This is a genomic window from Pokkaliibacter sp. MBI-7, assembly GCF_029846635.1.
Lineage (GTDB): Bacteria > Pseudomonadota > Gammaproteobacteria > Pseudomonadales > Balneatricaceae > Pokkaliibacter.
On sequence record NZ_JARVTG010000001.1, the window covers coordinates 3201786 to 3214425 of the forward strand.

Consider the following 12640-nt stretch of genomic DNA (forward strand, 5'->3'; position numbering starts at 1 on the left):
CGGCGGTGCCTGCGACAGAATGGCTACAGGAGCCAGAAAAGGCAGACCCCGCTGATGCGGGGTCTGGAGGTGAGCGTTAGCCGGGTGGCGAATAGGGTTATCAGGCGCTGACGCGGAAGCGCTGCGATGTGCTGTTGAGGGAGTCCACCTGATCGGCCAGCATATGGGTCTGTTCGTCCAGCGTATGACGCAGGGTCTTGGTCTCGCTGGTGTGGATATTGATGTGTTCCATCTTGCTGGCGATATCTTCGGTGGTAGCCGAAATCTGCTCGACCGCAACCACTACCTGATCCATCTCTGCGGTCAGGGTGCCGATGGCGTGGGTAATGCCGCTGATGGCATCGGCCACCTGACTGGCATTGTGTTCGCCTTCGGCGGCCATGCTCAGGCCGCTTTCCATCAGTTTGCCCATTTCCCGCGTCTGCTGGTTGAACTCGCCGATGATGTTACCGATATTGGCCGTGGCCGAGACGGTTTTCTGCGCCAGAGAGCGGACTTCGTCAGCCACCACCGAGAAACCGCGCCCTGCATCGCCGGCACGGGCTGCTTCGATGGCAGCGTTGAGTGCCAGCAGGTTGGTCTGGTCTGCCAGACTGTTGATCACATCAATAATGCTGGTGACCTTGCCACTGGACTGGCTCAGCAGTTCCACCTGATTGTGGGTGTTCTGTATCAGCTGCGACAGTTGCTTCATCGAGTCAACGCTGTTGGCGATAACCTGTGATCCGGCCAGTGCCGACTCATTGGCTTCCTGGGTGGCATTGCTGACATCGGAGGTGCGGCGTGCCACTTCATTGACCGTGGCAGAAATCTGCTGGGCGGCAGAGGCGGCCTGTTCGGTCTGCATTTCCACCTGCTGGCTGTTGTCACCCAGATGGCTCATGGCGGTGCTCAGATGCTGGTGCAGCTGCATCAGATTTTTGTTGCCATTGACCACCTGCTGGATCAGGCCAGACATGTCACGAATCATGCGGTTGGCGGCTTCGCCCAGCTGGTTGAATTCATCGCGGCGGTTGCTGGTCAGGCTCAGTGAGCCGGTCAGATCACCTTCAGCCACTTTCGACAGCAGCTGCATGACTTTATTCAGCTGACGCACCAGCGTGCTGGAAACCTGATTGAGGGTGAACAGCAGGAACACGGCAACGGCGATGGACATCCCCAGCATCAGCCAGGTGGAGGACTGCTTGGCTGATTCAGCCTGTTGGGTGGTAGTGGCGATGATGCCGGTGCGCACCGATTCATTCTGCTGCTCGATAGCTTGCTTCAGCGCTTCACCAGAGCTTTGCAGCTGGCTTTCCATGTCGCGCAGCTGACCAATGGTCTGATCAACCTGATTAAATACCCCTTCGTATTCCTTCACTGCCTTGCCGATCAGGGTATCTTCCCACTGCAGGTCCTTGACCTTCTTGTTCAGTTCTGCAACAGCCTTTTTGGTCTGTTCGGCAAAGGTCTGGTTGAGTGTCGAAAGGTAGTCGCGCTGGTTGTTGATGGCCGCTTCGATGTCGTCCTTGATCAGACTGAGGGAAATTTTATTCAGGCCTTCAGAGGCGGTAGCCAGGGTTTTGCGCTGCCCGTCAAAAGGCGTCATACCCAGGGTCTGTTTGGTCTGCAGCCACTGTCCGCGCAGAGCAGCATAGCTGTCGACACCCTGCTTGATCGTGCTGGCGGCACTCTGAATGCCATCGTCATGCAGGTCAGAGGCTTTGTTGACCAGATTGCTGGCGGAGTTGACCAGACTTTGCAGCTGATCCTGATAGGCGCTGGCATTGTCGGGAGTCAGGGTATCGCTCTGTGTTTCAATCTGCAGCCACTCATTGAGCAATTGCAGCGAAGCACTTTCGTAAAGGGTTGCTTCCTGTCGGGACTGGAAGGAGGAGGAAACTTTGTTAAGGCCCCAGAAAGCGGAAATCGCCATCAATGCCAGGCCTACCAGAGTAACGGAAATCAGAAGCCAGAATTTCTGCTTCCAGGACAAGGACAACAGCACCTGCGTCTCTCCTTTTTACATTGTTATATGAGGACGGTTTTATCCCGGGCGACGCCTTTTATCAGCGTTGACAACCCCTCAGCACACGGTCCGGGCATAGGAAACAGTGCGGCTGCGAGGCGTTATTAACTAATAGAAGATCAGCAACCCAAAGTACAGCCAGTTTCTGAATCGATTTCAGTGGCAGCGTCCCGCATGTGGCATCAAGCAAGCTTTTTAGTTATGAGGCTGTCTGGCCATCATAGCCAATCCAGTGGCGTTATAAATACTTATTGTGTCGCCAGAATACTGTTTGTAATAAGGTTTTTCACATTTTATCCATCTTTCAGCGGGCTGCTCAGCGTGCTGGCAGTGCTGCATTGTTAGACGTCAGATGGTGATAGAGCGCGGTGACGGACAGTGGCGTGCGGCCAAACAGTGCAGGCTGTAGCAGCCCTGCGCGGCTGCAGGCATCCAGCACAAAACGCTGGGTGTCGGTGAGTGTGACGGCCTGTTGCAGCAGCAGGGTATCCAGCGCCTGTTGCAGTACCGCCTCAAACTGCACGAACAGCTCGCGCGCGGTGTCCTCCATTTTGTGCTGCTCGCCCAGCATGATGCGATAAATGGCCAGCCGCTCGGCGCTGTCCGCCCACCATTGCCACAGGGCCAGCCAGGTTTCCAGCCAGTTGTTCCCGCTCAGGGCATGTTCCTGCAGGGCGTCGCGGCTGTGTTCGCTGACCTGTTCCAGCACCGATGCCCACAGCACCTGCTTGGTGGGAAAGTTGCTGTACACCGTCGGTTTCGACACGGCAGCGGTCTGTACCACCAGATCAATACTGGTGCCCTGATAGCCCAGCTCGGCGAACAGGCTCTGCGCCGTATCAATAATGTGTTGTCGTTTGGAGGGACGTCCGCGGGCCATGGCTTACCTAAATGTGCTGAGTGACGGCTGGAGCACGGCGCTGTTGCCATCCTGAGCAAAAATTAGCCGAGGAGAGGCTTGACGGCCAGCCACGGGCTAATTATTTTAACTAAACGGTGTAGTTAAATAATTAGCGGGGATCAGGTCATGATGAGTGACAACGGCTACTACGGTCAATATGGCGGCAGCTATATCCCGGAAATCCTGTATACCAGCCAGCAGCAGGTGCAGCAGGCCTTTGACGAGGCCCGCAACGATCCGGCCTTTATTCAGGCGCTGGAGCAGCAGTGGCAGCAATACTCTGGCCGGCCGACCCCGTTAACCTTCTGTGCCAACCTTACTGAGCATTTTGGTGGTGCGCAGATTTACCTCAAGCGCGAGGATCTCAATCACAGCGGCGCCCATAAGATGAATAACGTCATCGGGCAGGGGTTGCTGGTCAAACGCATGGGCAAGAAGCGGGTGATTGCCGAAACCGGCGCCGGTCAGCATGGCATTGCCACCGCACTGGTGGCAGCGCGACTGGGGCTGGAATGCACCATTTACATGGGCGCCAAAGACGTGGCGCGGCAATATCCCAATGTGTTCTGGATGCGTCAGCTGGGCGCCACGGTGATTCCGGTAACCACTGGTTCGCAGACGCTGCGCGATGCGCTGGATGAGGCGCTGCGTGACTGGTCCGGCAGCTATGCCGACAGTCACTATCTGATCGGTACCTCCTGTGGCTGCGCGCCGTTCCCGGAGATGGTGTCGTTCTTCCAGTCAGTGATCGGCCGCGAAGTCAGGCAGCAGAGTCTGGCCCAGTTCGGCGCGCTGCCGGACCGGCTGTATGCCTGCGTCGGTGGTGGCTCCAATGCCTGTGGACTGTTCCTGCCCTTTATGGATGAGGCACAGGTGGAAAAAGTCGGTGTTGAAGCGGGTGGCAAAGGCATGGCGCTCGGTGAGCACTCCATTCGCCTGTCCCATGATCTGGGCCAGCCGGGGATCGCCCAGGGTTTTGCCAGCATCTTCCTGCAGGATGATCAGGGTCAGCTACAGGAGACCCACTCCATCGCTGCCGGTCTGGACTATGTCGGGGTCTCTCCGATCATCGCCCATCTGGCGGAGCAGGGGCAGCTGCGCATGACCTATGCCAGCGATCAGGAAGTGGTGGACGCCTGCACCCTGCTGCTGAAGAAGGAAGGCATCATTCCCGCACTGGAGTCGTCCCATGCGCTGGCCGCCGCATTCCGCGAGGCAGGCACGCTGTCACCGCAGCAGCGTATCGTTATCAACCTGTCCGGGCGCGGTGACAAGGACATCTTCAACGTTGCCCGGGCGGTACAGGATGCCGAGTTTCCGCAGTTCCTGCGCAGTTACCTGAGCGAATATCCGGACAATCTGCAACTGGCCAGTGATGCCGGGCAGGGGAGGGCAGTGTGATGTCGACACTCAGCGAATTTATCCGGGCACGGTCACAGGCGCAGCAGACGTCCGAGCGTCTGCCTCTGCTGGCCATGACCCATGTGATCTACGGCTACCCGACGGTGGAAGCCAGTCTGGCATGGATGCGCCGCCTGCTGGAGCAGGGTATCGAGCTGCTGGAAGTGCAGTTTCCCTTTTCTGATCCGGTAGCGGACGGCCCGACCATTGTTGCCGCCTGTCACCGGGCCGTGGAGAACCAGCCGCAGATGGGCGACTGCCTGCAGCAGCTTGGGCAGCTGCAGCGCGACTTTCCCCGCTCGCGCATCCTGCTGATGGGCTATCTCAACCCGTTTTACCGCTTCGGGTTGACCCGGCTGGTACAGGATGCAGCAGCTCAGGGCATTGCCGGGCTGATCATTCCTGATCTGCCGATGGAGCGGGCGGGTCAGTTCCGACGGGATTGTGCCGGGCATGGCGTGGAGCCCATCTGGCTGGTCACACCGGCTACACCCGCTGAGCGACTGGCCAGCATCGCCCGTCAGGCCACGGGCATGCTCTATTGCGTCAGCCGCTCCGGAGTGACCGGGCAAAAGGACGGAGCACAGCAGGCACTGGCCGAGTATCTGTCCACCATTCGCCAGCATACCGACGCGCCACTGGCGGTGGGGTTCGGCATTCGTCGCCGGGAGCAGGTGGAAGCGCTGGTGGGGCAGGCGGATATCGCCATTGTTGGCTCGGCCTTGCTGGAAGCCTATAACGCCGGTGGGCAGGAAGCCGGGCTGGCGCTGCTGGCCAGTCTGGGAATGATCTGACAACCGAGCAACTGACGTCAGCCATTTGGCTGACGTCAGTCGTCGCTATTGCTTAGCAGGTCGTTGAAAATCTATCTGCGTTGCCGAATACCGCGTCAAAAACAGGCTCAAAATGCTCATTTAGTTCACTAAACTCCGCTTTTTCGCCTGTTTTTTCCTTGTCTCGACTGCCTCGATAACGTTTTTCAACAGCCTGTTAGACCGAGAAGCTGCGTGAATGTCCCTTTCAATAACACGGTGTGGTTCGTCCCTCACCGCCCCCCTACGATGTACCGGTAGCAGCGCCTGCTACGTATCCCGGTAGGGTGTGATTCACGCAGTGAATCGCACCGGTTGTCACCTCTTGCAGTGTGAATGCCTCCACCCGCTAACACGGTGCGGTTCGTCCCTCACCGCCCCTACCGTTACACCGGTCGCCAGCGCCTGCCACGTATCCCGGTAGGGTGTTATGAACGCGGTGAATCGCACCGGTTGTCACCTCTTGCAGCGTGAGTGCCTCCACCCGTTAACACGGTCGCCCCTACCGCTACACGGGTCGCCAGCGCCTGCTACGTCTCCCGGTAGGGTGTGATGAACGCAGTGAATCGCACCGACGGTCACCTTCTTACAGCTTGAATGTCCCCACCAGTTTATCCAGCTCAGAAGACAGGCCCTGCAGGTTGGCGCTGGCCTGATTGAGCTGCTCGGCAATCTCGGCCGTTTCCACCGTGAACTGGTTGATCTGTTCGACGTTGCGGCTGATCTCTTCCACCACGCTGGACTGCTCTTCGGTAGCCGTCGCGACCTGAATGTTCTGGTCACTGATCTGGCTGATATGGCCGTTGATCTGTTCCAGCGAGTTGTTGGCCCTGTTGGCATATTCCACTACCAGACCACTCTGATTCCGTCCCTTGGACATGGCGTCCACGGCACGCCGGGCTTCGGCCTGCAGGCGGTCGATAACCTGCTGGATTTCTTCAGTAGAGGCGCCTGAACGGCTGGCCAGCGTGCGTACCTCATCGGCGACCACGGCAAAACCACGGCCCTGTTCACCGGCGCGCGCTGCTTCGATGGCGGCGTTGAGTGCCAGCAGGTTGGTCTGATCGGAAATGCTGCGGATGGTATCCAGCGTCGAGCTGATGGCATTGATCTGTCCGGCCAGCGATTCCACCACCTGTGTAGCCTGTTCCAGCTCGCGGGTCAGCTCACCAATCTGGCGGCTGGCCTGCCCGACCACTTCACGACCATCGGCTGAATGATGGGTGGCCTCACGGGCAACGGTGGCGGCCTGTTCGGCGTTGTGGGCAATTTCACTGACGGTCGAACCCAGCTCGTGGATAGCGGTGGCCACCTGCACGGTGCGGTCGCGCTGCGAGGTGCAGTTACGCTGGGTCAGATGGGCACGCTCGGCCACTTCGCCGGCCATTCCGGCCAGTGTGCGGGAGTCCGCTGCCAGCCGGTCCATGGCCTGATGAATCTTCTCGATAAAGCGGTTGAAGCTGCGGGAAATGGCGGTCAGCTCATCATTGCCATCCAGCTGGATGCGGGTATTGAGTGCCAGGGTATCGGCAGCATTGCCCACCACGTCCTGCAGCAGGCTGACACGACGACGCAGATTGCTGATGATCAGCAGGGCGGTGAGCACACTGATCAGCAGGGCCACAGCGATAATCGTAATCTGCTGGGTGCGGCCTGAGTCGTAGCTGTCGAGGCTCAGCTGATTCTGATGCTCGGCCTGTTGCAGCAGGGCATCCAGCAGCACGTTGGTGGCCTTGCGCATCTCACCGTAGGTCTTGGCGTATTTGTCGCGGTAAATCTGCTGGGCGGCGGCCATGTCTTCACGCTCGAAGGCATCCAGCATCGGGTTCAGCTCATCACGCACCACCTTCTCGAAGGTATCCAGCAACTGCTGAGCCTGGGCTTTCAGCGCCGGGTCAACCTGAGCTGCCACAGCGGCCTGCATGGCCTGACGCATTTCCGGAATATCTTCCTGACGGGCTTCCTTGACCCGGGTCTTGATGCCTTTTTCATCCTTCATGCCTTCCACCTGCTGCAGCAGGGTCACGTCGATACCGACCCGCATGCGCGGAATGCGCGAATTGACTTCGGCCATGGCTCGCAGTGGCGCAGCCGTGTTGAGGTAGAGCTCATTGGCCTTGTCCTGCATTGACGACATGCTGCCCAGACTGGTCAGGCCGACAAAAATCAGGGCAAGGCAGGGAATCGCGACGGCGATCAGTAGTCGTGCTTTCAGAGATAGCTGGTTGAGAGCCATGTTGTAGTCCTGGCAGGAGAAAGGTGCTTTATCGTTTCGGCCAAGTATAGAAGAGCTGAAATATTTGGAAACTGGCCGAATGCTGTTCGTCTTTATATTTGCTAATAGCCACAGGATCGGCCAGCGCCTTGCCGCAGGGGATCAGCACGTTGTCGCAGAGCTGATCAGGCGATCTGTCGGCGGTTCGGCATCGGGCACAACACCGTCGTCAATCGAGGGGTTTGCTACCCTGACATGCAGTAGAATGACGGCCACTCGGGCGACAGGAATGGCCATTGTGCTGGATAAACGTGACAAACGTATTCTCGAATACCTGCAGCAGGATGCCTCAATGCCGGTGGCAGAGCTGGCTGAAAAGGTCGATCTGTCGGTGTCTGCCTGCTGGCGGCGGATCAAGGCGCTGGAAGAAAGCGGGCTGATTCTGAAGCGGGTGGCGCTGGTTGACCGCAAGAAGGCCAACCTGCCGATGACGGTGTTTGTCGGCGTGAAAACCTCGCGCCACTCGATGGAATGGTTTGAGGCATTTCAGGATACCATCGCCACCATCCCGGAAATCGTCGAGGCCTACCGTCTGACCGGGAACATCGACTACCTGCTGCGGCTGGTGGTGCCGGATATCGATGCCTATGACCGCGTCTACAAACGGCTGATTTCCAAGCTGGACTTCACCGATGTGACTTCCTTTATCAGCATGGAAGAGCTGAAGTTCACCACCGCCGTACCGGTCAGTTATATCTGAACCGCACTGCCGGTGGCTGGCGCGGTGCCGTCGCTGCTGGCGGTAGCGGCCAGCCGGTAACGAAAATCACAATGACTGGCGCCGGACATGATGGTCTGGCTGCGCTGAAACTCCATGGCCGGGTTATAGCCGATACAGAAGGCGCCGTCGCGATTGCAGGACAGCAGATCGCCGATCTCTGCCAGCCCCATCTCCCGGTACATCTCGGCGTAGCGGCAGCGGGTCACATCGAAGTCCAGCTGAGTGCTTGACAGCTGCTTCACCTCGATACGCAGGGCATCCTCCCGGGTCCAGTGCTGCAACGCCTCGGCAAAGTCCTGCAGATCGGGTATGCGCCCCAGCAGCTGGCGAAAGTGTTCGCCCTGGGCAATGGCCGAGCGGGTGACGGCTTCACGCAGCAGTGCCCGCGCGGCCTGCTGGCCATGCTCAGCCAGCGCCACGTCATAGACATGTTTGAGAATGCGCGCCTCGATACGACGCTGTTCGATGATGGGTAGGGGAGCGGGCTCGGTAGTCATGATCTCAGTCTCGGCAATACTCGGGTTAGCGGGCGGCCACGGCAGGCTCGCGGCCATCCTTCCAGCGATACAGCGCCAGAAAGGCCGGTGCAATCTGTCTGCCAAGGCGTTGAAAGCGGATAGGCTTCAGCGTCGTGCAGGGCAGCCTTGGTGCTTGCTGTGGCGTCGCAATCTGCTCTGCCAGTTCCTTGCCCAGCGCCACAGACAGCGCCACACCACGGCCGTTGCAGCCGACCCAGGTCCAGCAGCGCGGACCCAGCTGATGCAGATGGGGCATCCGGTCGCTGGTCATGGCGATATGGCCATCCCAGACATAGTCGAAGCGTACTGGCGGCAGCTGCGGAAACGCCTGTTGCAGGCGTTGTCCCACCAGTGTCTGCAGGCGGGTATCACTGTTATAGGGAAAAATCAGCCCGCCACCGCTGACCAGCCGGTGCTGGGCGTCGTAGCGGAAAAAGCGCAGATCGCCGTGGGTATCGGACACCGCCTGCCGTCCCGGTAACAGGCTGGCGCGGACATCCTCGCTCAGCGGCGCGGTCGCCAGCTGCCAGATCCGCACCGGCACAATGCTCTGTGCCAGTGGCGGATGCAGCGGTTTGTCGAAAAAGTCGCTGTAGGCATGGGTGGTGATCACCAGATTGTCAGCGCGAATCTGCCCGTAAGGGGTTTTGACCTGCCACTGGTCATCACTGAAGCGCATGGCTGTGGCCGGGCTGCGCTGATAGATCCGCACCCCCAGACGCAGACAGCGCAGCGCCAGCCCTTTCGCCAGTGCCAGGGGGTTGAGATGCCCGCCGGAGCGGTTGAGCATGCCGCCGTGCCATGCCGTACTGCCCAGCAGGGTATCGCACTCTGCCTTGTGCAGCAGGGTGACGGGTGCACCGCGCCTTTCCCAGGCACGCACCCGCGCCTCACTCAGTGCCATACGGCCGGGAGAGTGGGCGGGCTGAAACCAGCCGCTCTGCTCGGCAGCGCAGTCAATCTGTTCACTGCGGATCAGCTCAAACAGCTGTGCCGCGCTGTCGCGAACCAGCTGCACCAGATATTCCCCCTGCTCGCCGAAGCGCGCTTCAATGGCATCGGGTTCGGCACTGGTAAGGGTCGGGATGACCTGACCATTGTTGCGACCGGAGGCGCCCCAGCCCACACAGGCCGCTTCCAGCACAGTGACCTGCATGCCCTGACGGGCCAGATGCAGGGCCGTGGACAGCCCTGACAAACCGGCACCGATGACCAGCACTTGCGTCTGCAGCCCGTGTTCCTGCAGCGGCGGTAAATCCAGTGCAGTCAGGCCATTGGCCCACAGGGAGGGAGGGTAAGGGGCGTAGGGCGAAACAGTCATGGTAAAGCTCCTTCGTCAGCCAGCGGATGTGCCACCCATGGCACGTCGTGGTCAGGCAGTCAGTGCCAGTGCTGTACCGCAGGCAAAATCCACCGCCGCCTGCGCATGCAGTTTGGTGGAGTCGAACTGCGGCAGGCGGGTGTGCTGCGGTTCAATCAGCAAACCTATTTCGGTACAGCCAAGAATGACGGCATCAGCACCCTGCTGGCGGCCACGCTCGATAATGTCGAGATAGGCCTGACGGGAGGACTCGCTGACGATGCCGCCACAGAGTTCATCGAAGATCACCTCATGCACGACTTCGCGGTCGGCTGCCTCCGGCACCATCGGGTTAAGGCCATAGCGCTCGCGCATGCGGCCCAGATAGAAGTCCTGCTCCATGGTATAACGGGTGGCCAGCAGCAGCGGGCGGCGTACCCCCGCCTTGAGCAGTGCCTCTGCCGTAACATCGACGATATGAATCAGCGGCACGTCGACTGCAGCGGCCACCTGCCCGGCCACCAGATGCATGGTGTTGGTGCAGATCAGGATGCAGTCTGCCCCGGCACCTGCCAGACCACGGCCGATACCGGCCAGATAGTCGGCGGCTTTGTCCCAGCGGCCGGATTTCTGAAATTCGATCACGGTTTCAAAGTTCACCGAGTGCATCAGCACATCGGCGGAGCGCAGCAGGCCGTAGCGTTGTCGAATCAGCTCATTGATTTCCTTGTAATAGACCGCCGTACTTTCCCAACTCATACCGCCAATCAGACCAATGGTTTTCTGCATTTTTGTGCCTCAATTCTGCTGGTGAAATCTGAAAACAGAATAAGGGGAGGCCGGCGGTAATACTCTGCGTTATGCCGGTGTGATTGATGATGATGTGCAAGCTGATTCGGTAAAAATGGGTTTATCTGGAAAAATTTTCTGCACCCGGCTGATTGCCAATGATCTGTTTGCTCAGTTGGGCGGTACACCGCTCTATGGTCGCAATTCACGCTGTTTTTTCTGCTACTTTGGTACTGGATGCGAAAAGACGAAACGATTCAGCGGCAGAAAATGAAAAATGCCCAATATGGTGCCTGACTGATAAATGGCAAAGTAATTGCGCTTAAATGGTGCGCTGGTAATTGGAGTGAAGTTTGAAAATTAACTTAACTATCTGTTTTTAAATAATTTATCGGTTTATTTGCCGTTGCCTTTTTTAGAACAAAGGCATGAATTAATACTGATAGAGGCATCTATGTTTCTGTGTTTTACTAAATTGGCAAGCCTTGAGGGCAGGGTGGGTAAATAATTAATGGGTTGAGCGGTGAGGAGAATCTGATGAGCAATATCAGGTCACACTTTTCTGATTGGCGGTTGCATCTGACCGTAGTTGTATTGTCCGTGATTGCCGAATTAATTGGCGTACTGAAAATTCCACTGGGAATTGGCAGTGTGCTGTTATTACCCCTTTTCTATTCCTTTATTCTGGCGTTATTCCTGAATCCCAATGTGGTGAAAAAAGCCGCTGGCTGGCTGACAGAAAAACAGGCGGCCAAAGCCACACCCATTATCCTGATTTCCGTCCTGCCGTTTCTGGCCAAGTTTGGCACCCTGATCGGACCGTCACTCAACAGCATCCTGTCACTGGGGCCAGCGATGATGCTGCAGGAGCTGGGCAATGTCGGCACCCTGCTGCTGGCGATGCCGGTGGCGGTACTGGTGTTCCGCATGGGGCGTGAATCCATTGGCGCGACGTTTTCCATCGCCCGTGAGCCCAATATCGCCCTGATTTCCGACCGCTATGGCCTGAAGAATCCGGAAGGGATCGGCGTCATGGGGGTGTATGTGATGGGCACCATGTTCGGCACGCTGTTCTTCTCCATTCTGGCTTCTTTTCTGGCGACCAGCGGCACCTTTGATGTGCGCGCGCTGGCCATGGCCTGCGGCGTGGGCAGTGGCTCGATGACTGCCGCCTGTTCCGGCTCACTGGCGGCCGCCGTGCCGGAGATGAAAGACCAGATTCTGGCGCTGTCCGGTGCCAGCAACCTGCTGACCAACGCCACCGGGCTGTACATGTGCCTGTTTGTCTCGCTGCCGCTGGCTGAAAAGCTCTATACCCTGCTGCGCCCCCATGATCAGGCCAATGTTGCTGTTACTGCGGTCAAAACCGCAGGCAAGGAGGTATAACGCCATGTCTTCGATGAATCCTTCTTCCACCGGTGCGGTAGCCGATCCTGCTGCGCAGGAGCAGAAACTGTCTCTGGCAGAGCACGCTGTGGTACTGGTGATCGTCTGTGCCATCGCCCTGATTGCCAACTGGGCTGGACAGGGCACCGCGCTGCTGACCGCTTTGCCCGGCATGCTGATTATCTATGCCATCGTCATGGCGGGTTTGCTGCTGACCAAAGTCATGCCTTTCTATCTGCCCTCGGTCGCCTGGGTCTCACTGGTCAGCATGGCCGTCACGCTGCCTGTTACGCCCGGTTCCGAGTGGCTGCTGGGGCACCTGAAAGCGATTAATTTCCTGTCCATGGTGACGCCGGTACTGGCCTATGCCGGTCTGGCCATCAGCCGGCAGGAAGTCAGCATCTTCAAGGCCTCCGGTATCAAGATCGTGCTGGTGTCGCTGCTGGTGTTTGCCGGCACCTATCTGGGGTCGGCGGTGATTGCCCAGCTGATGCTGTAAACGCCCTGGTCGGCAGCGTGCCGGAGATAA

11 protein-coding genes are annotated in these 12640 nt (G+C 58.5%); 5 read left to right on the forward strand and 6 right to left on the reverse strand.

All coding sequences use genetic code 11. The features are described from left to right. Positions 1-100: 100 nt before the first annotated feature. Positions 101-1987: a methyl-accepting chemotaxis protein gene (locus tag QCD60_RS14300; protein ID WP_279786379.1), complete on the reverse strand. Its 1887-nt coding sequence runs from the start codon at positions 1985-1987 to the stop codon at positions 101-103. Positions 1988-2324: 337 nt separating this feature from the next. Beyond that, complete coding sequence (locus QCD60_RS14305) at positions 2325-2888, reverse strand: TetR/AcrR family transcriptional regulator (protein ID WP_279786380.1); 564 nt, start codon at positions 2886-2888, stop codon at positions 2325-2327. 147 nt (positions 2889-3035) lie between these two features. Here QCD60_RS14305 and trpB point away from each other — a divergent pair, with 147 nt between their 5' ends. Together trpB and trpA are read left to right on the forward strand one after the other, a co-directional pair. Further along, the gene (gene trpB / locus QCD60_RS14310) at positions 3036-4310 is read left to right on the forward strand and encodes a tryptophan synthase subunit beta (protein ID WP_279786381.1); all 1275 of its coding nucleotides are present in this window, start codon (positions 3036-3038) and stop codon (positions 4308-4310) included. Beyond that, positions 4310-5104: a tryptophan synthase subunit alpha gene (gene trpA / locus QCD60_RS14315; protein WP_279786382.1), complete on the forward strand. Its 795-nt coding sequence runs from the start codon at positions 4310-4312 to the stop codon at positions 5102-5104. The genes trpB and trpA overlap by 1 nt, the downstream gene beginning before the upstream one ends. A 604-nt stretch (positions 5105-5708) precedes the next feature. Here the strand turns inward: trpA and QCD60_RS14320 are convergent. Further along, positions 5709-7358, reverse strand: coding sequence for a methyl-accepting chemotaxis protein (locus QCD60_RS14320; RefSeq protein ID WP_279786383.1), 1650 nt, complete (start codon positions 7356-7358; stop codon positions 5709-5711). Between the two features lie 244 nt (positions 7359-7602). Between QCD60_RS14320 and QCD60_RS14325 the strand changes: the two genes are divergently transcribed. Beyond that, complete coding sequence (locus QCD60_RS14325) at positions 7603-8097, forward strand: Lrp/AsnC family transcriptional regulator (RefSeq protein WP_279786384.1); 495 nt, start codon at positions 7603-7605, stop codon at positions 8095-8097. On the opposite strand, the gene QCD60_RS14330 is transcribed toward QCD60_RS14325, so the two are convergent. The 3 genes from QCD60_RS14330 to QCD60_RS14340 are packed head-to-tail and all read right to left on the reverse strand — an operon-like array spanning position 8088 to position 10725. Continuing rightward, positions 8088-8615: an L-2-amino-thiazoline-4-carboxylic acid hydrolase gene (locus QCD60_RS14330; RefSeq protein ID WP_279786386.1), complete on the reverse strand. Its 528-nt coding sequence runs from the start codon at positions 8613-8615 to the stop codon at positions 8088-8090. The genes QCD60_RS14325 and QCD60_RS14330 overlap by 10 nt on opposite strands. Before the next feature lie 25 nt (positions 8616-8640). After that, positions 8641-9957 (reverse strand): FAD-binding oxidoreductase, encoded by a 1317-nt coding sequence (locus QCD60_RS14335; protein WP_279786388.1) that lies wholly within the window; start codon positions 9955-9957, stop codon positions 8641-8643. Positions 9958-10008: 51 nt separating this feature from the next. After that, positions 10009-10725 (reverse strand): aspartate/glutamate racemase family protein, encoded by a 717-nt coding sequence (locus tag QCD60_RS14340; RefSeq protein ID WP_279786390.1) that lies wholly within the window; start codon positions 10723-10725, stop codon positions 10009-10011. A 537-nt stretch (positions 10726-11262) separates the two neighbouring features. Between QCD60_RS14340 and QCD60_RS14345 the strand changes: the two genes are divergently transcribed. Together QCD60_RS14345 and QCD60_RS14350 are read left to right on the forward strand one after the other, a co-directional pair. Next, complete coding sequence (locus QCD60_RS14345; protein ID WP_279786392.1) at positions 11263-12111, forward strand: DUF3100 domain-containing protein; 849 nt, start codon at positions 11263-11265, stop codon at positions 12109-12111. Between the two features lie 4 nt (positions 12112-12115). Continuing rightward, positions 12116-12610, forward strand: a complete 495-nt coding sequence (locus QCD60_RS14350; protein WP_279786394.1) for a hypothetical protein — start codon at positions 12116-12118, stop codon at positions 12608-12610. Positions 12611-12640 lie beyond the last annotated feature (30 nt).